Origin of the sequence: Conyzicola nivalis, assembly GCF_014639655.1 — a bacterium.
GTDB lineage: Bacteria > Actinomycetota > Actinomycetes > Actinomycetales > Microbacteriaceae > Conyzicola > Conyzicola nivalis.
On sequence record NZ_BMGB01000002.1, the window covers coordinates 484,866 to 504,187 of the forward strand.

15 protein-coding genes are annotated in these 19,322 nt (G+C 67.8%); 10 read left to right on the plus strand and 5 right to left on the minus strand.

All coding sequences use genetic code 11. From position 1 onward, the window contains the following. Position 1: 1 nt before the first annotated feature. From IEV96_RS15825 to IEV96_RS15840, 4 genes are all read right to left on the minus strand, one after another. On the minus strand, positions 2 to 907 hold the full coding sequence (locus tag IEV96_RS15825; RefSeq protein ID WP_188511695.1) for a carbohydrate ABC transporter permease: 906 nt from the start codon (positions 905 to 907) through the stop codon (positions 2 to 4). After that, positions 907 to 1,863 (minus strand): carbohydrate ABC transporter permease, encoded by a 957-nt coding sequence (locus tag IEV96_RS15830; RefSeq protein WP_229733460.1) that lies wholly within the window; start codon positions 1,861 to 1,863, stop codon positions 907 to 909. Before IEV96_RS15830 ends, IEV96_RS15825 begins: the two co-directional genes overlap by 1 nt. Positions 1,864 to 1,933: 70 nt before the next feature. Further along, positions 1,934 to 3,229 (minus strand): ABC transporter substrate-binding protein, encoded by a 1,296-nt coding sequence (locus tag IEV96_RS15835; RefSeq protein WP_229733461.1) that lies wholly within the window; start codon positions 3,227 to 3,229, stop codon positions 1,934 to 1,936. 111 nt (positions 3,230 to 3,340) lie between these two features. Next, on the minus strand, positions 3,341 to 4,354 hold the full coding sequence (locus IEV96_RS15840) for a LacI family DNA-binding transcriptional regulator (RefSeq protein ID WP_188511697.1): 1,014 nt from the start codon (positions 4,352 to 4,354) through the stop codon (positions 3,341 to 3,343). Between the two features lie 237 nt (positions 4,355 to 4,591). On the opposite strand from IEV96_RS15840, the gene IEV96_RS15845 reads away from it, so the two are divergent. Beyond that, positions 4,592 to 5,524, plus strand: coding sequence for a putative endonuclease domain-containing protein (locus tag IEV96_RS15845; protein ID WP_188511698.1), 933 nt, complete (start codon positions 4,592 to 4,594; stop codon positions 5,522 to 5,524). Positions 5,525 to 5,611: 87 nt separating this feature from the next. Here the strand turns inward: IEV96_RS15845 and IEV96_RS15850 are convergent, their stop codons facing one another. Then, on the minus strand, positions 5,612 to 6,124 hold the full coding sequence (locus IEV96_RS15850) for a molybdenum cofactor biosysynthesis protein (RefSeq protein ID WP_188511699.1): 513 nt from the start codon (positions 6,122 to 6,124) through the stop codon (positions 5,612 to 5,614). Between the two features lie 38 nt (positions 6,125 to 6,162). On the opposite strand from IEV96_RS15850, the gene IEV96_RS15855 reads away from it, so the two are divergent. The 9 genes from IEV96_RS15855 to IEV96_RS15895 all read left to right on the plus strand — a co-directional run bounded on the left by IEV96_RS15855 (position 6,163) and on the right by IEV96_RS15895 (position 19,258). After that, positions 6,163 to 7,965: an ABC-F family ATP-binding cassette domain-containing protein gene (locus IEV96_RS15855; protein ID WP_188511700.1), complete on the plus strand. Its 1,803-nt coding sequence runs from the start codon at positions 6,163 to 6,165 to the stop codon at positions 7,963 to 7,965. Between the two features lie 149 nt (positions 7,966 to 8,114). Continuing rightward, positions 8,115 to 8,639: a hypothetical protein gene (locus IEV96_RS15860; RefSeq protein ID WP_188511701.1), complete on the plus strand. Its 525-nt coding sequence runs from the start codon at positions 8,115 to 8,117 to the stop codon at positions 8,637 to 8,639. After that, entirely contained in the window at positions 8,633 to 10,321 is a 1,689-nt protein-coding gene (locus IEV96_RS15865; protein ID WP_188511702.1) for a protein kinase domain-containing protein, read from the plus strand. The genes IEV96_RS15860 and IEV96_RS15865 overlap by 7 nt, the downstream gene beginning before the upstream one ends. Before the next feature lie 119 nt (positions 10,322 to 10,440). Beyond that, positions 10,441 to 11,421, plus strand: a complete 981-nt coding sequence (pstC, locus tag IEV96_RS15870; protein ID WP_188511703.1) for a phosphate ABC transporter permease subunit PstC — start codon at positions 10,441 to 10,443, stop codon at positions 11,419 to 11,421. Continuing rightward, complete coding sequence (pstA, locus tag IEV96_RS15875; RefSeq protein WP_188511704.1) at positions 11,421 to 12,743, plus strand: phosphate ABC transporter permease PstA; 1,323 nt, start codon at positions 11,421 to 11,423, stop codon at positions 12,741 to 12,743. The genes pstC and pstA overlap by 1 nt, the downstream gene beginning before the upstream one ends. Next, positions 12,740 to 14,251, plus strand: coding sequence for a phosphate ABC transporter substrate-binding protein PstS (gene pstS / locus IEV96_RS15880; RefSeq protein ID WP_229733462.1), 1,512 nt, complete (start codon positions 12,740 to 12,742; stop codon positions 14,249 to 14,251). Before pstA ends, pstS begins: the two co-directional genes overlap by 4 nt. Before the next feature lie 173 nt (positions 14,252 to 14,424). Further along, on the plus strand, positions 14,425 to 16,980 hold the full coding sequence (locus IEV96_RS15885) for a hypothetical protein (RefSeq protein ID WP_188511705.1): 2,556 nt from the start codon (positions 14,425 to 14,427) through the stop codon (positions 16,978 to 16,980). Between the two features lie 112 nt (positions 16,981 to 17,092). After that, positions 17,093 to 18,199 carry a hypothetical protein gene (locus IEV96_RS15890; protein ID WP_188511706.1) on the plus strand — a complete coding sequence of 369 codons (1,107 nt, stop codon included), beginning with the start codon at positions 17,093 to 17,095 and terminating at the stop codon, positions 18,197 to 18,199. A 30-nt stretch (positions 18,200 to 18,229) separates the two neighbouring features. Beyond that, on the plus strand, positions 18,230 to 19,258 hold the full coding sequence (locus IEV96_RS15895) for a hypothetical protein (RefSeq protein ID WP_188511707.1): 1,029 nt from the start codon (positions 18,230 to 18,232) through the stop codon (positions 19,256 to 19,258). Positions 19,259 to 19,322: the final 64 nt, after the last annotated feature.

The window sequence follows — 19,322 nt, forward strand, 5'->3', positions numbered from 1 at the left end:
GTTACTTGACTGCTCCTGCGGTAATGCCCCTGGTGAGGGTTCGTTGGAAGATGAGGAAGAAGATCAGGGTCGGCAGCAGACCGAGCAGCGCGGACGCGCTCGTGGTGGTGACGTCCATCAGGCGGTCGCCCTGCAGCACGGCGATCGAGACCGGCACCGTCTGGGTCGCGTTGCTGACCAGGAAGGTGAGCGGGATGAGGAACTCGTTCCAGGTCCAGATGAAGAAGAAGATGAGCAGCACGCTGAGCGTGCCCCGCGAGATCGGGAAGACGACGCGCCACAGGATGCGCCACCGGCTCGCGCCGTCGATGGATGCCGCTTCGAGGATCTCCTTCGGGAACGTGCCGTACACCGAGGCGAGCAGGTAGGTGCCGAACGCGCTCTGGATCACCACGAAGATGATGATGACGGCCCACTGGTTGTCGTACAGGCCCACCGACTTGAACATGAAGTAGAGCGGGTAGAGCAGCACCTCCTGCGGGAGCATGTTCGCCAGCAGGATGAGCACCACGATCCAGGTGCGGCCGCGTACCCGCCCGATACCGAGCGCGAAGGCGTTGAGCATGGAGATGAGCACGGCGGCGACGGCGACGACGCTCGAGATGAAGAAGCTGTTCCACAGCTTCTCGGGGAAGTTCACGCGTTCCCAGAAGTTCGTGAGGCCGCCGAAGTCGAGACCGGTCGGCAGGCTGAGCGGACCGTTGGCGTTGTAGTCGGCGGGCGACTTGAACGAGTTGAGCAGGATCATAAAGAACGGCACGGCGATGAGCAGGCCGAGCAGGATGGCGACGAGCAGGATCGCCCAGTCGCCCGGGGTCTTGCCCTTCGGCCCGCCCCGCTTGCGCGCCGGCTTCTTCACGAGGGGCGCCGCGACGACCTCGGTGTCGGTGCTGAGTGTGGAAGTCATTAGATTTCCTCTTCCTTGCGCTCGAGCCGGGTCTGGAAGACGATGAAGACGATCGAGACGGCGGCGATGACGACGGTGAGTGCGGTGGCGATCGTGGCGCCGTAGCCCACCTGCTGCGACTGGAAGAACTCGCTGTAGGCGTAGTAGGCGGGAACGATGGTGGACGTGCCGGGTCCGCCGCCGGTGAGGGTGTAGATCGGGCCGAACACCTTGAGCGCGGCGATGGTGCAGGTGAGGGTGACCACGAAGATCTCGGGTCGGATGATCGACACCGTGATCGAACGGAAGCGCTGGATCCAGTTGGCGCCGTCGAGCTCCGCCGCTTCGTACAGCTCGGGGTCGACGCGCTCGAGGGCGGCCATGAAGATCACGATCGGGTAGCCGAGCTGAACCCAGATCATGATCACCATGATGCTGGGCAGTGCGGTGTCGGGGCTGCCCAGCCAGTTGTGGGCGAGACCGCCGAGTCCGATGCCCTCGAGCACCTCGTTGAGCGCGCCGTTCTGGGGGCGAAGGATCCAGCCGATCACGATCGCGGCGATGACGCCCGGCAGAATCTGCGGCAGGTAGTAGGTGGCCCGGAAGAAGCTGGCGAGCTTGCCGCCGAACTTCTTGCCGATGAGGTCGAAGAGCATGGCCGCCAGCACGAGACCCAGCAGCGTAGGCACGACGACCATGGCGACGACCATGGCGATGGAGTTGCCGAAGCTGGTCCAGAAGACGTCGTCGGCGAAGAGCTTCTCCCAGTTCTCGAGACCGATCCATTCGGGCGGGCGGATGCCGCGATAGCTCGTGAAGGTGAGGTAGACGTTCCACACCAGCGGCACGATGACGATGAGCGTCAGCAACGCGAGGCCCGGGAGGAGGTACGGCCAGAACGCGCGTGTCGCGCTTCCGGGGATGAGGCTGGGGAGCAGCCGCTTGGGCGGCGCCGAGGTGGTGCGTGACATCACCATGCGAGTGGCCTTTCGTGAAGGGCGGATGAAGGGGGTCGGGGGCCGCGGACGGCCCCCGACCGGAGTGCGACTAGCCGACGATGTCGTCGACGCCCGCCTGATACTGCTCGCCCAGCTGCTTCTGCACGTCGGCCGGCGACTTGGTGTCGTTGACCAGCTCCTGCAGACCCGCGTTCAGCTCGTCGTAGAACGTCGCGGTGGGCCAGTCGGGGTAGAAGCCGATGCCGTCGCGCTCGGTGAGCGTGTTGAAGTTGGTGATCAGCTCGATGCTCTTCGGGTCGGTGATGTCCGCGACATCCGCCGCCACCGGGATTCCGCCGTTGTTGCCGATCATGGCCTGGATCTCGGGACGCATGGTGATGTCGATGAACTGCGCGGCGAGGTCCTTGTTCGCGGCGTTCTCCGGAACGACCCACATGTTGCCGGCCGATCCGGGCGCGAACTCGGCCTCGGGGAAGAGGAAGGTGCCCCACTCGAAGCCGGTGGCCTCGGTCGTGAACCGGTTGTACCACCAGCTGCCCGAGAAGAAGATCGGGTAGGTGCCGTTGATGAACGCGGTTCCGGCGTCTTCAGCCTTCAGTCCGGTGGAGTCCTTGCTGATGTAGCCGGCGTCGGTCCAGTCCTTGATCGTCTCGGTGGCGTAGCTGACCTCTTCGCCCTCCCAGTCGATGTCGCCCTTGTAGAGCTGGTAGTCGTCGATCCATCCGCGGTCCGCCTTGGTCAGCGCGAGCTGGTACCAGAGCTGCCCGAGGGGGTATTCGGCGGCCGCCTCGGCGAGGGGCGTGACGCCCTTGTCGGCGAACGACTTCATCACGCTCTCGAGTTCGGCCAGTGTCGTCGGGACCTCGAGGCCGTTCTCGGCGAACATGTCCTTGTTGTAGTAGACCTCGACGAACTCGCCGTAGTTCGGCACACCGTAGAACGAGCCGTCGCCCATGATGCCCTTGTCGTCGTAGCGGGCGGTCGTCTGCAGAGAGGGCGCGAGCTTGTCGGCCCAGCCGTACTCGTCGTAGGCGTCGTCGAGGCTGGAGAGCAGGCCCTGGCTGGCGAGCAGGCCCGCCGTGGCGTTGCCCTTGTTGTACTCGAGGATGTCCGGCGCCTCGTTGGAGTTGAGGACCTGGCTGGCGGTCGAGCGTATCTGCTCGAAGCTCTTCTCCTCGAAGTCGACGGTGGCGCCGGTCTCCTCTTCGAATACCTTGATCGCCTCCTCCCACGCGATGCCCATGGCGCTCGTGTCGCTTTCGAAGTGCCAGAGGGTGAGGGTGTTGTCATCGGATTCGGAACCGCCGCCGGAACATCCGGCGAGCACGATGGCGCTGACGGCGAATGCGGCGATTGCGGCCGCGTGCCTGGTGTTCTTTTTCACTGTTTGCTACTTCCTTGTAGAGCCGGCCGGTCGGCCGAGATTGAAGAACTGCTGCTGTTGGTCGAAACGTTTCGATTGAAGGGGAGAGTCTGTCCTTTCCTGGTGCTGTGGTTAGACCCGCTGGCGGGCGGCGGTCGAGCCGTGCTCGACCAGGGTGGGAGGGAGAAGTTCGACACGCGGCTCGACGCCGGTGGAGAGCTGCTCCATCAGGAGCGCGACGGCGCGACCGCAGGTGTCGCTCGCGGGGAGCGGGATCACGTCGAGGGGCGGGTTCAGGTGGACGGTGTCGAAGCTGGAGCAGGCGGAGATCACCGACATGTCGGCGGGTATCCGGATGCCACGCTGGTCGAGTACCTCGAGCACCATCGACTGCACGGGTTCGTTGCAGTGCAGAATCAGGCCGGTCATCGCCGGCAGTTCGGCCGCCAGCTCGTCGACGGCCGCGCGGACGCTCGCGGTGTTCTCACGCGAGGGCACGAACGCGGCATCGATGCCCAGGCGCAGGGCCTCGGCCTCGAACGCCGCGCGGAACCGGTGCGGGAAGTTCGACCCGCGCTCGTAGATCAGCGGGTCCTGGCCGACGAGGCCGATTTGCGTGTGCCCCTGGGCCGCCAGCGTCTGCACGCTGAGTTCTGCCGCGCGCTCGAAGTCGAGGTCGACGCAGACCAGCTCGTCGGTGACCCGCGGAACGCCGACGAGCGCCGTCGGCACGTTGAGCGTGCGCACGAGCTCGATGCGCTCGTCGTCCTGTGACACGTCGAGCAGGATGATCCCGTCGACGAGCGCCGAACTGGCCACCCGGCGCAGACCGCTGGTCGCGTCATCCTGAGTCAAGAGCACCACGTCGTAGTCGAACGTGCGTGCGGCATTGATGACCGCGAGGACGAATGCCATGTGGGCCGGGCCGTGCGATCCGGCGTGCAGGGGAGCGCTCAGGGCGAGCAGGTTCGTGCGCGTTCCCTTGAGCATGCGCGCGCCGGCATTGGGCCGGTAGTCGAGGGCGAGAACGGCCTCTTCGACCCGGCGACGGGTGGTGGCGGCGATCGAACGCTTGCCGCTGATGGCGTACGAGACGGTGCTGATGGAGACACCCGCCGCGCGAGCGACGTCGTGAATGTTGGCCATCGTGACTCCATCGTCTAAACGTTTCGATTGAACTGATAGGAGGCTAAACGGTGCCGGCTCGATTGCGCAAGGTTTTTGTGGCACATGACAACAAATTGGGTTCGCGGTGGCGGGTGTCGGGCCTCGATAGTGCACTTGTGGCGAATAAGCGGGCCGCACCACCCGCCACAAGTGCACTCCTAACTCGGCCTGTGGAGAGTGGACGCGCGCCGCGGGTATGACGGACAGACTGGGCGGATGTCACGGCGTGAGCCCCTCCCCGAAGAGTTGCCCGGTGACTTCTCTGTGCGTCAGGCTCGCGCGTCGGGCGTCCCGCGAAGCCGACTGCGCGCATCCGATCTCGACGCCGTCTTCCGGGGGTCGCGGTCCGTGCGCACCGAGCAACGCGAGTCCGCTGCGCTCACGGGTACGCAGCACTTCGAGCGGCTGCACGCCCAGTTCGTCGCCCGCTGTCGCGCCTACCTGCCGGTGGCGCCGCCCGACTTTCGGTTCGGATTCATCACCGCCGCGCGCCTGTACCGTGTCCCCCTGCCGCCGAGGCTGCAGGGGCGACTGTTGCTCGACGTGTTCGTGGCGGATAGCAGGTTCCCGCCGCGGATGAAGGGTGTCACGGGACACCGCACCCGAGCGCTGCCTCCGCTCGATATGCACGACGGTCTGCCTGTGTTCCCTCCCGAACTCGTCTGGCTGAGCCTCGCGCCGACTCTCACGCTCGACGAGCTGATCATCGCGGGTGATCACCTGGTGCGTCGAAAGGCCCCGCTGTCTTCGCTGGACGAGCTGCGTCTCGCAGTCGGCGAGCACGTCGGCAAGCCGGGTGCGCTTCGGGCTCGCGACGCGGTCGAGCAGGTCCGGCCGGGAACTGATTCGCCCACGGAGTCGGAGATGCGACTCGTGATCGTCCGCGCGGGGTTGCCCGAGCCGGTGGTCGGCTACACGGTGTACGACGCGAACGGGCACTGGGTCGGCACGCCCGATCTGGCATTCGTGAAGGCGCGCGTCGCACTCGACTACGAGGGCGAGGTGCACCGAACCGACGATCGGACCTTCCAGGGCGACATCGAGCGGCGCGAGATGTTCGCCGACGCCGGCTGGCGCCACATCCGCGTCACGAAAGACCACCTGCGCGCGCCCGATCGACTGATCGCGCGGGTAGCGCCACTGCTCTAAGCACGTCGGCACCGCCGCGAAGGGGCGGTGGTGCAGTTGTGGCGCGTGCGCGCATGCTCCCACTCGCCACAACTGGACTACCGCGGCCTAGGGGAGCGTGAGCAGGGTGGCGGCGCCGAGCGAGAGGGTGCCCGAGGTCAGCGGTTCGCACCGCATGCCGCCTCGCCCGCGCATCGCCGCGAAGGCGCCGGGCGCCAGCACCACGTCCATCCAGGCGCAGGGGTTGGCGGGCCGGTTCGCCTGGAACTCGAGCGGTCCGTGGCCCGAATCGAGGCTGAACCGCACCCCGCGGAGTTCGTCGACCGGAAAGCCGCGCAGCATGATGTTCCGGCGTGGGCCCGCGGCATCCGGGATCTCGGCGAGAGAAAGCGAGGACGCGACGTGCTCGAGCGACTCCATCGCCATGAGGGTGACGGATGCTGCGCGGTGCGCGGGTTTGGCGTAGAAGCGGTCGCCGACCACCCCGAGACCGGCGCGGATCTCGATCGACGGCGGCGTTTCGGGGCCGGCGGCGGGGAGTGGGCCGTCGGAGGGGCGTCCGGCATATCGGGAGTGCGGCGCGGCCAGCAGCAGCTCGATGGAGACGGCAAACGAGCGCATACAGAGAGGCTACGGCGTAGCACGATAAACTAGGTCGAATGGCCCATCTTCTCGGAGCAGAATCCCTCCACCTAGAATACCCGACCCGCGTCATCTTCGACGACGTAACCATCGGAATCGACGAGGGCCAGCGAATCGGCGTCGTCGGCCGCAACGGTGACGGCAAGTCGACGCTCATGCGCCTGCTCTCCGGACGCATCGAGCCCGACGAGGGCCGCGTCACCCGCCGGGGCGGCATCACCCTCGGCATGCTCGACCAGGCCGACAATCTGCCCGACGAACTGACCGTGGCCGAGGCCATCGTCGGCGACCGTCCCGAATACGAGTGGGCGGGCGACGCCCGCGTGCGCGACGTCATCTCCGGCCTCGTCGGCGGCATCCCCTGGGAGGCCCGCATGGGCGAGCTCTCGGGTGGCCAGCGTCGCCGCGTCGGCCTCGCCGCACTGCTGGTCGGCGACTGGGACATCATCTTCCTCGACGAGCCCACCAACCACCTCGACGTCGAGGGCATCGCCTGGCTCGCCGAGCACCTCAAGCGCCGCTGGTCGACCAACGCGGGCGGGCTCATGGTCGTGACTCACGACCGGTGGTTCCTCGACGAGGTCTGCACCGACACCTGGGAGGTGCACGACCGCATCATCGAGCCCTTCGAGGGCGGTTACGCCGCGTACATCCTGCAGCGCGTCGAGCGCGACCGCAGTGCCGCGGCCTCCGAGTCGAAGCGCCAGAACCTCATGCGCAAGGAGCTCGCCTGGCTCGGCCGCGGTGCCCCCGCCCGCAGCACGAAGCCGAAATTCCGCATCGACGCGGCCAACGAGCTCATCGCCAACGAGCCGCCGCCCCGCGACAAGGTCACCCTCGCGTCGATGGCCATGCAGCGCCTCGGCAAAGACGTGGTCGACCTCGAGAACGTGTACGTCTCGTACACCGACAAGACCACCGGCGACACCAAAGAGGTGCTGAAGGATGTGACGTGGCGCATCGCTCCCGGCGAGCGCACCGGCATCCTCGGCGTCAACGGAGCCGGAAAGTCGACCCTGCTCAGCCTCGTCGCCGGCAGCCTGATGCCCACGACCGGCAAGGTGAAGCGTGGCAAGACCATCAAGGTCGCCACGCTCACCCAGCAGCTCGGCGAACTCGAGGATATCTGGGAGGACCGTGTCAGCGACGTGCTCGGCCGCCAGAAGAGCTCGTACATCGCGGGCGGCAAAGAGATGACGCCGAGCCAGTTGCTCGAGCGCGTCGGCTTCCAGAGCGCCCAGCTCTCCACCCGGGTCAAGGAACTGTCGGGTGGCCAGAAGCGCCGCCTGCAGCTGCTGCTCATCATCCTCGACGAGCCGAACGTGCTCATCCTCGACGAGCCGACCAACGACCTCGACACAGACATGCTCGCCGCGATCGAAGACCTGCTTGACTCCTACCCCGGCACCCTGCTCGTCGTGAGCCACGACCGGTACCTGCTCGAGCGCGTCACCGACCAGCAATACGCCGTTCTCGACGGCGGGATGCGACACCTGCCGCGCGGGGTCGACCAGTACCTCGAGATCCGCATGGCCCAGCTGAAGGCCGACGCGGCTCCCGCCGCGAGCAAGGGCGGAGAGAAGAAGGTTCCGAAGCTGGGTGGTGCCGAGCTGCGCAACGCGCAGAAGGAGTTCTCGGCCGCGGAGCGCAAGCTCGCCAAGATGAACGACCAGATCGCACAGTTGCACGCCAAGATGGCCGTGCACGACCAGAGCGACTACACCGGCCTGGGCGGCATCACGACCGAGATCCAGGGCCTCGAGACGCAGATCGCCACGCTGGAGACCCGCTGGCTCGAGCTGGAAGACCTGCTCAACTGACGCGGTTCCGTCACTGCACGTACACCCCCCGGTAGCCGTGCGCTTCCCCCCGCGTCACCTGGGCGCGAGAACCTGTGTGTTCACTAGGGGGAAGCTGTCAGTGGCGGGTAGCCGCGGACACGCCCCACGCATCGGTCAAGGGGGCCACGGTGGCTGCGTTGCCGAGTCTCGTCTTCCTCGCGTTCACGTCGACGCGGGACCAGAAGTACCGCGGATGGGCGTCGTTCCGTGACTCCGTCGGTGCGGGGCGGCCCCTCGGCGAGACGGTTCCGGTGGCCGCGCCCCGGCGTCCGGCGGATCACGGCTTCGTCGAACTGTCCAGCGTCGGTATCTGGCGCCTGCTCGCGTCGAACAACCGTGAGCTTGCTCGCAGCTGGGTCGCCTACCCGAGCTACGCGGCCGCCCGCGACGACGTGTCCCGGCTGCAGGCTGCCGTCGATTCGCTCGTCGTCACCGTGGTGCGCGGAGAGTCGGCCAGCCAGTACGGCTGGCTCGCGACGCTCGACGGCGAACCGGTGATCTCGTCGGGCCGCTGGTTCGGAGCGTCGTCGACGAGCATGCACTCCGCTCTCACGACCCTCGCCGACTTCGCGCTCGCGACAATCTCCGAAGCCCCCGCACGCCCCGCGGACCGGAGGGTTCGGGCGCTCAGCGACGCGGGCGCTCCGTGGTAGCCGACGGGCTCATCTCGGGCCGGTTCCGCCTCGCCGAGCTGCTCGGCACGGGCGGCTCCGCCTCGGTGTTCGCGGCCGTCGACACCCGCGACGACACCTCGGTGGCGCTCAAGATCCTGCACCCGCACCTCTCGTCCGACGATGCGGCACGGCAGGCGCTGTTCGCCGAGGCGCGCGCCGCCGAGAGCCTCAAGCACCCGAACATCGTGGGTGTGCTCGACGTCGGCGTGCACGACGATTCGCTGGCCTGGATCGCGCTCGAGCTGGTCACCGGCGTCAGCCTCGGCGAGTACCTCGACGAGCGTGGGCCGCTCGGTGCCGCCGACGCGCTGACGGTGGTCCGCGGCATCCTGCTCGCCCTCGGCGCAGCGCACGACAGCGGACTCATCCATCGCGACGTCTCTCCGGCGAACGTGATGATCTCGGTCTCGCCCGATCGGGGAATCGAGGTGGCCGATGTTCGCCTCGTCGACTTCGGGCTGGCGGATGCCGCGGGTCGGCCCGCGCTGTCGGCCGGCGGAAACGGGGGCCCGGCCGGCGTCGTCGGCAACGCGAACTATCTCTCGCCCGAGCAGGCCGAGGGGCGCGAGATCGACGCGCGCGGGGACCTCTACCAGGTCGGTGCCGTGCTCTATTTCGCGCTCACCGGAACGCCGCCATTCGAGCGCGCCACGATCGTCGAGACGATGCGCGCACACGTGTCGACCCCGCCGCCGGTGCCGTCGGTGGGGCGTGCGGGTGTGCCCCGCGGTGTCGACCGACTCGTCGTGAAGGCGATGCTCAAACACCCGGAGGCGCGATTCCAGTCGGCGCGCGAGATGCTCGCCGCCATCGATGCGCTGACCCCCGCCGCGGCTGCGGACTCGCGGACGCTGCTGCTCGCCGCCCCCACCGAAGCCGGGCGCATCTACACCACCCGAATGCTCACCGCCCGGCCGCCCGCGAGCCGTCCGACACCCGTGCGCGCGCCCCTGGCGCCCGTGGTTCCCGTGCCCCCGGTACCGCCGACGCCCACACCCGAGGGGCGCTCGCCTGCCTGGGCCATTCTCGGCGCACTCGTCGTGATCGTCGGGGCCATCGCCTGGATCCTCTCCGCGACCGCCGTGACCCCGCCGCGCGCCTTGGACGCGGCCGACGCCGCAACGCTGCCCACCCCGAGCGTGACCGCCGTCAGCCCGACCCCGACCGCCCCTGCTCAGCAACCCGTCGCGGCGACCGTAGCGGTCCCGGATGTCACGGGCGGCACCGTCGCCGCGGCGGGCGCCCGGCTGGCCGGCGTAGCGCTCACACTCGGCTCGATCGCGGAGGAGTCCTCGACCGCCCCCGCCGGCACCGTGCTGAGAACCTCGCCCGAGCCGGCCAGCGCGCAGAATCCCGGCACGGCCGTGAACCTCGTGGTGGCGAGCGGGTTCAACGCGGTGCCCTCCACCGTCGGCCTCACGCGGGACGCGGCGATAGCCGCGGTCCAGGCCGCCGGCTTCACGGCGCAGTTCGTGGTCGAGACCGACACGGCGACCCCGCGCGGCAACGTCCTGCGCAGCGAACCGGGGGAGGCGACATCCCTCGAACTCGGGCGCCCGGTGACGATCGTCGTCGCCACTTCGCCGGCGCCGATCGCGACGCCCTCGGCGGCGCCGACGCCCGTTCCGACGAGCACGACGGCGCCTCCGACGGGCGGATAGTCGTTGTTGCGTGCGCGGTCACCGCTCCTTCACGCGCCGCGCCCCAACCGTTCACCCGGCACCGTGACGATCAACTCCGTGGTCGACAGCCCCCTCGTGGCGCGCCCGGAAAGGGCGTTGTGACCGCGATAACCGAACGGCGTTCCCTCGCCTCGAAGCCGTCAAGATCCGACTCGATCTTCAAGACGGTGACATTCACCGCCGGAGCCACGACCGTGGGCATCATGCTCGCCGTCGGTCTGTTCCTGTCGCTGCGCGCGGGAGACGCCCTGAGCGTCGCCGGACCGTCGTTCCTCGTCGAGCAGGAGTGGTCGCCCGAGACGCGCGTCTTCGGCATCGGTGCGATCCTGTTCGGCACGTTCACCATCGCGATCATCGCGATGTGCGTCGCCATCCCCCTCGCGCTCGGCACCGCGCTGCTCATCTCCGAGGTCGTCGGCGGCCAGCTGCGCGGCTTCCTCGTCTCGCTCGTCGACCTCATGGCCGCCGTCCCTAGCGTCGTCTACGGGCTCTGGGGGCTGTTCTTCCTGCAGGCGAACGTCATCCCCGTCTCCGCCTGGATCTCCACGTACTTCTCCTGGATCCCGATTTTCCGGGTTTCGGATGCCTCGGGCGACGTTCTCACGGAGGCCAGCGCCTTCACCTCCTCGGCCTTCATAGCGGGGATCGTCGTCGGCCTCATGGTGGTTCCCACCCAGACGTCGATCATGCGCGAGGCCTTCTCGCAGGCGCCGGTCGGCGAGCGCGAGGCCGCGTTGGCACTGGGCTCGACCCGCTGGGGCATGATCCGCACGGTCGTGCTGCCGTTCGGCCGCGGCGGCATCATCGGCGGCACGATGCTCGGCCTGGGCCGCGCGCTCGGCGAGACCATCGCGGTCTACATGATCATCTCGCCGATCTTCACGATCAACTGGGAGGTGCTGAAGACCGGCACGAACTCGGTCTCGGCGCTCATCGCCCTGCGCTACGGCGAGGCCAGCGAGTTCGGCCTGTCGGCGCTCATGGCCGCGGGGCTTGTGCTCTTCATCATCACCCTCATCGTCAACTTCACCGCGTCGTCGATCGTGGCGCGTTCGCGCTCGGGAGCAGAGACCAGCTGATGACCGTTATCGACGAATCACGCCGCGCGAGCGACGCAGACATCGCCCTCTTCGAGGTCGAAGAGGTGACCCCGCGCACGAATACCCCGAATCCGGGAGACACCGCGATCGGCGCCCGCCGCACGCTGCGCAGCGCCACGCTCGACGAGCGTTTCAACATCATCGGCGCGCTCGTCGCCGCCATCGCGCTGGCGACTCTGCTGTTCGGCTGGTTCACGCCGCTCACCGGGGCCGTCGGCTGGGTGGTCGTGGCGTTCGTGTCGTTCATCGCGTTCTACAGCCTGCTCGTCTCCCTGCGCTCCGACGCCCAGGAGGTGCGCGACCGCATCATGACCGTGCTGCTCGTCAGCGCGGGCGTCGTGCTGTTCAGCGCCCTCGTCTTCGTGGTCGCGTACACGATCATCCGGGCCCAAGACGCCCTGCCGCACCTCAACTTCATCACCGAGACGATGCAGCTCACCGGGCCGCTCGACCCGCTGACCATGGGCGGCATCCAGCACGCCATCATCGGCACGATCATCCAGATCTCGATCGCGCTCGCGATCACCATCCCCCTCGGGATCATCACGGCCGTGTTCCTCAACGAGGTCGGCGGACGGTTCGCGCGCTTCGTGCGCACGATTTCGGATGCCATGACCGCGTTGCCGTCGATCGTCGCGGGGCTCTTCGTGTACGCCGCGATCATCCAGCTCATCACCCACCAGCGGTCGGGCTTCGCCGCCGCGATGGCGCTGACCGTGATGATGCTGCCGATCGTGATCCGCTCCTCCGACGTCGTATTGCGCCTCGTGCCCGGCAACCTGCGCGAGGCGTCGTACGCGCTGGGAACGACGCGCTGGCGCACCGTGTGGCACGTCGTGCTTCCGACGGCCCGATCCGGACTCGTCACCGCGGTGATCCTCGGCACGGCCCGGGGGATCGGCGAGACCTCGCCCGTGCTTCTGACCTCCGGCATCACCTCCGTCACGAACTACAACCCGTTCGCCGGACCGATGATCTCCCTCCCGTTGCAGGTCTTCGACTTCGTCAAGTCGCCCGAGCCCGCGATGGTGGCGCGAGGCTTCGGCACCGCCGCCGTGCTGTTGCTGCTCGTGCTCGGGCTGTTCACCGTCGCCCGCCTCATTGGCGGTCGCGGCCCCGGCCAGCTCTCCGACGCGCAGCGCAAGCGCGTCGCGGCCGCGTCTGCCGAAGACATGGAGCGCATGGCGAACGCTGGTTCGGCCACGCCCGTCGCCGAACGCCGAAAGCCCGCCCACGTGGCATCCGCACCCCGACTTCCCGAAACACAACCCGAACACCTCCCGAAGGAGCCGTCCCAGTGACGACGCGAACCCGCCGCCCCGTTCGAACGCTGCTCGCGTTCGTTCTCGTATTCCTCATGACCGGGGGATTCGCCTCGGCCTTCAACGCGCAGGCCGCGTACGCCGCCACCTACGTGCCGATCACCGGTACCGGTTCGACCTGGTCGCAGAACGCTCTCGACCAGTGGCGCAAGAACGTGGCCGCGAACTACGGAATGACGGTCAACTACACCGGCTCGGGCTCGAGCGCCGGCCGCCAGGACTTCATCGCCGGTTCGGTCGACTTCGCCATCAGCGAGATCCCGTTCCAGACCAAGCCGGAAGACGGCTCAGCTCCCGAGAAGCCCTCGACCCCGTTCGCGTACATGCCGATCGTCGCCGGTGGTACGTCGTTTATGTACAACCTCAACATCGGCGGAAAACGCGTCACCAACCTCCGTCTCGCGGGTGACACCGTGACGAAGATCTTCACGGGTGTCATCACCAACTGGAACGACCCGCAGATCGTCAGGGACAACCCCGACCTGGCCATGCCGGACAGGGCGATAGTGCCCGTCGTCCGTTCCGACGGTTCCGGGTCGAGCGCCCAGTTCAGCCTGTGGATGTCGAAGCAGCACTCCGCCCTGTGGTCGGCGTACAAGTGCGCCGGTGCATCTCCTTGCGGACTCACCTCGCAGTACCCGACGCCGAAGAACGGCAAGGCCCAGAGCGGTTCGCTCGGTGTGGCCGGCTACGTCAGCCAGAACTACGGCGAAGGCGCGATCACCTACGTGGAGTACTCCTACGCGCTGAAGTCGGGATTCCCCGTGGCGCAGGTGCTCAACTCCTCGGGCAACTACGTGCTGCCTACGGGAGCGGCCGTGGCTGTCGCCCTGCAGAAGGCCGTAATCAACACGACCGAGTCGTCGCCGGACTACCTCACCCAGGACCTCACGGGCGTCTACAACAGCGCCGACCCGGTGGCGTACCCGCTGTCGAGCTACTCGTACATGATCGTGCCGATCGCCACCACGGCGAACTTCACAACGCAGAAGGGCGCGTCGCTCAGCACGTTCTCCAACTACATGCTCTGCGAGGGCCAGAAGCAGGCCGAGGTGCTCGGCTACTCGCCGCTCCCCGAGAACCTCGTGATGGCCGGACTCGAGCAGGTCAAGCGCATTCCGGGCGCCCCCGCCGCGGCAAGCGTGTGCGCCCCCGGTTCCATCGTGGCGCCGCCGACCGCGGAGAGTGGAGCCGCAGCTGCGGCAGCCGCGGCGGCTGCAGCAGCCGCGGCCGCTGGTGGGGCGGGCGCCGCTGACGCGGCCGTGGGGACCACCGACACGGCTCTGTACGACTCGAACGGGGCACTGCTGTCGGGCGGCGTTTCGGGCGGCGCCGTCTCGTCGCCGTTCACCCTGGCCGACACCGGCTTCGGGGGCAGTCAGTTCGTGATGCTGTTCGCGGGGATCCTCGTCGTTGCCGCGGTAGCACTACCGCCGGTCCTGTCGCGGCGCCTCAAGCGCGCCGGCGGGAAAAGCCCCGGCCAATAGCCATTTCTCGCACCCGCGAGGACCTTTCGCGTACCCCCTGGACGGTCACCCCCAACCGGACTGTCGGCGGGTAGAGGTAGTTCCGCATCCGTTCATCTGAGCGCCACTGACCGCCAATAATCTCAATCGACTTCACCCGAGAATCCGCTGAGAATTCAGCACTGGAGACCGCTTTGCCCAATCGACCCGCTGCCGGCGCAGGCCGCACCCGACTCATTTCGGGCATCACCGGCGTCTCCACGATGCTCGTCGTCGGCGCTCTCCTCACCATCGGCGGAGTGGTCATCCCGGCCCAGACGGCAGACGCGGCCGTGGCATCGACGGCGGCCACCATCTCGGCAACCCAGCAAGACCCGGACTGGGGAAACGCACCGTTCCCTGACCTCGCCGTCACCGTCTCACAAACCAAGAACCTCGTCGGACAGGGTCTGGTGGTCAGCTGGACCGGTGGCAAGAAGTCGACGCCGCCCAGCGGCCAGACCGGCGGCGAGAACTTCCTGCAGATCATGCAGTGCTGGGGAGACGCACCCAAAGACGAGAAGAACCCCGACGCACCCGCCGAACCCGACCGCACGACCTGCCAGTACGGGGGCTACAACACGCCCGGCACGTCGCGGGACAGCAACCGCGGAGACGGCAACGTCGTTGCGGAAGCGGATAAAAACTACACGGCGCCGAAAGAGGGACTCTCCTCTGCCTACACTTCCATCCCCTTCCGGGCGGCCACCGGGAAGCCCGAAGACATCGTGGAGAACGTCAGGGACGGCCACCGGCTCTTCAAAGACGACGGCACCGTGGTCACCACCGACGTCAACAACAACAAGTATTTCGGCCCGTACACCACCAACGAGGTCAGCTGGGCGGGCACGGGCAGCGACGGTACCGGCTCGGCGAAGATCGAGCTGCAGACAGTAGTGCAGTCCGAGGGGCTCGGCTGCGGAACACCCATCGAGGCCGAGGACGGGAGCGTCTCCGGATCGTCCTGTTGGCTCGTGGTCATCCCTCGCGGAACCGCGGATCAGGGCGAGGCGGGGATCGTGCAGTCGGGTCTCCTTTGGGACACCTGGAAGCACAAGCTCGCCATCAAGCTCGACTTCCGCCCCGCCGGCGTACGGTGTGCCATCGGAGCATCCGAGCGGCTCGTGGCGGGTAGCGAGCTCGCGGCCGACGCCGTCGCTTCGTGGCAGCCGTCGCTCTGCACCGCAGACGGTGGATCCGTCTACACGCTGCTCACCGGCACCGAGGCCGACGCCGCGCTCGCGGCGAATGGCACCGAAACGGCACCTCTCGCGTTGACGTCGCGCGCGCTCGTCTCCGACCAGGCGGACACTCTGGCCTACGCACCGATCGCGGTCGCGGGCGTCGCCATCTCCTTTGCCGTCGACAGGGAGCCGGCCGACAGCGCGGACCAGTCCAGCAAAGACAAAGCGCGCATGCCCTTCACCAGCCTCAATCTCAACCCGCGACTCGTGGCGAAACTGCTGACGAACTCCTATCTCGATTCGCTGCCCTACGGCGCGAACCGCAAGCACGTCAAATACGAGAGCGCTGCGAGCCCGGGTCATAACGCCCGCAACATCACGTACGACCCCGAGTTTCTCGCCATCAATCCCGAGTGGAAGAACCAGGCGCTCGTGAGCCCTTCCCTCGGCGACCTTCTATTGCCGCAGGGGCGCTCCGACGGGGCGACCGCCCTGTGGACCTATGTCGCCTCGGACCCTGCCGCCTCCGAGTTCCTCGCCGGCAAGCCGGACGAGTACGGGATGGTCGTGAACCCCTACAGCTCCACGGACGCGGGGAGCAATCCGACGGGCACCGCTCTCGAGGTGCCGCGTGACGACTTCCCCAAGGCCGACCCGATCGAGCAGCCGGCCGACGGCGTCGCTGCCCCGGTCAACCTGGTGACGTGGCGCCCGTACACGAACAACTTCGAATCGGGCGGCAACCTGGTGCTCAACGGCAACGGTCAGGTGCTCGGTGGCTGGGATCCGACTTCGGTTCCGCAGAAGTACTCCAAAACCGCCCGAAGCCTCCCGGGAGTGCAGCGGGTGCTCGGGTTGACCGACACCTCGGCCGCCGCCAAGTATCAGGTCTTCACCGCGGCCCTTCTCAACCCCGCGGGGGAGTACGTCACCCCGACCATCGAGTCCATGACCGCCGGCGCGGCAGCCATGACCGCCTCGGCGGGCCAGTCCCAGGTCTACGGTTTCGATCCGCAGTCGGCTGCCGCTCTCGGGGCCAAGACGGCGTACCCGCTCACCCTTCCGGTCTATGCGGCAGCCAGCCCGACGATGGCGGACGACGACGTGCGTGCCTCCTACGCAGACTTCATCCGCTACGCCGTGACCGACGGCCAGCGGCGGGGCACCGAGGCGGGTCAGCTTCCCGAAGGATACGCGCCCATTCCGGCGGGGTGGAAGGCGCAGGCCCTTGCCGCCGCCGCGGTCCTCGAATCGCCGCCCGCTCCCGTAGCCGCCCCCGCGCCCACCCCGCCGGCGGCGGTCGCGCCGGCCAAGCCCGCCGCGGTCGGAACCCTGGCACCGGTGCCCGTGGCTCCCGCCCCGCCCACTGCCACCGGCGAAGCCGTTCTGGCACTCGCCGGCAAGGCCACACCCGATGACCCCGCCGCCGCCGCGCTGCAGAACGCGGTCCCTGGCAGCGTTCTCGCCGGCCTGCTCTCCGCTCTGCTGGTTCCCGGAATCACCCGCATGAAGAGGAAACGCCTCTGATGCCCACACTCTTGCCAGCGTCTGAGACGGCACCTAGTAACTCAGCAGCTACAAGTCGAAGCGGCCGCGCTCGCGGATGCTCGGTAAACCCCCTTGAAAGGATCGCACCCTCGTGAAGATCAAGAAGATCGTCGCACTGAGCGCCGCAGCGGGCATCGCCCTCGCCGGACTCGCATTCACGCCCGCCAACGCCGAGCCCGTCGCCAACAGCTACGTGCTCGTTGGATCGGACACCCTGCAGGATTCCACCAACGCCCTCACCAACGGCACCAGCGCGAGCGGTTCCTTCGTTCGCATCCTGTCGAACGGCACGTCACTCGGCAACTTCGACGCTTTCGGTAGCGCGGCCATCCAGACCAAGCCGAACGGACCGTTCTTCGGCCGTCCCGCTGGCTCCGGCGCGGGAGTCAACGCGCTGCGCGCTTCGATCACCGGCAACCCGTACTCCGCCGGTGGAACGAACACCACCCCTGCCAAGGTCATCACCGGCCAGGTCGACATCGCTCGTTCGTCCAGCGGCCCCGGCTCCAACGCCAACGCCGCGGGCCAGCTGCTCTACGTGCCCTACGCGCGTGACGCTGTTGCCTACGCCTACAAGGGCGGCACGGCCGCCTGGGCCACGCTGACCCCGGTGCAGCTCAAGCAGATCTTCGACGGCACCCTGACCACGGTCGACGGCGCTGCGATCAAGCCGCGTCTTCCCCAGGCCGGCTCGGGTACCCGCAACTTCTTCCTCCCGGCCATCGGCTACGCCTCGGGCACGACCGTGGCGCCCGGCGTCTCCGACGTGGGAAACGCAACCCCCGAGAACGACGCAACCGTGCTCGCTGAGGGCGAGATCATCCCGTTCTCCGTCGCCAGCTGGGTCGCCCAGGCCAACGGTGTGACCGGCACCAACTCCACGACCGTCGCCGGCGTTCAGCTCGGAAGCCCGATTGCCGGCACCACGCCCTTCACCGGCACCGCTCCCGCGCTCGTTCCGAGCGCCACGTACTACGCCAGCACCTCCTTCGGCCGCGACACCTACCTCGTGGTCGAGAACGCTCGCGTCGTCGCCGGTGCGAAGTTCGACGCCGGCCTCGCGGCACTCGTCAGCGGCACCTCGGCAAGCCTCACGAACTTCGGTTCCTCCGCCAGCACCCCCGGCGCCGTGAAGAAGAAGTTCGGGTTCCTCGCACCTTCCACGACGACCACGCAGCGCGCCTACCTCAACCTCTAACACTTCCACCTCACCCAGAAAGGTAAGACCATGAGTTTCAACAAGACCAAGATCGCCCTCGCCGTCGGCGTGGCAACCGCTCTCATCTCGGGCTCCGCCATCTCCTCCGCGTACGCGGTCGAGTCCAACGGATCATCCGTCGCCATCTACGCGTGGAACACCGATACCGAGACACTGATCACCCCGGGAACCGTCGTCGCGTGGGACCAGTCGTCCTTCGGAACCACGAACAAGACCGACATCGACGCGCGATTCATCGGATCGGCAGACGCTACCGACGTCACGACGTTCATCGCACCGCGCGGCCAGGAGTCGGTCGTCACCGCTTGGGTCGCAACGTCCAACGGTGGATTCGACCCCGGCACGAAGAACGTGCTTCAGCCCAACCTGTCGCCGTCCGGTATGTCGAAGGGTAACTTCGCTACCATCCGTGCCAACGGAGGCAAGTACAGCATCGGATTCGCGTTCGTCAAGAACAACGGTCTGACGATCGCCGACGCCGGCGTCGTGTACCACTACATCGACATCGCGCCCGGTGGCGACTACACGTTCGAAGACCCCGCCGAGACCGTTCCCACGGCGCCGGCTGCCGGCACCGCCGACATCACCCTGTCGGCGACCACCGTGGCCGCTGCCGAGGGTGCGCTCAGCCTCGTCGTTCCGGCCGGCACCACCGCCACGATCGGTAACCCGACCCTGGTCAACAACCAGTCGACCTCGACCGGAACGCTCGGCGACATCACCGTCAAGGACGAGCGCTTCCAGACCCACAAGGGCTGGACGCTCACGAGCACCGTCGCCGACTTCGTCGCCGCGGGCAGCACCATCCCGGCGTCGCAGCTCCTCGTGACGCCCAAGGTGGTCGGCACGCCGATCGCGGGCGTGGTGGCTGCGCCCGCCGGTGCCGCGACGACGGCCGGACGCCCGTTCGCTGAGGCTAGCGACGGCGCCACCGTCGGAGACACCGTGCTGAACGCCGACCTCAAGTTCGTCGCTCCGTCGACGGCTGCGGCCGGCGTCTACACCTCGAAGATGACGCTGACGCTCACCTCGAAGTAGCACCACAAGAGGGGAGGGGCCGCTTACCGCGGCCCCTCCTTTTTTGTGCCGGGAATCGGGCACG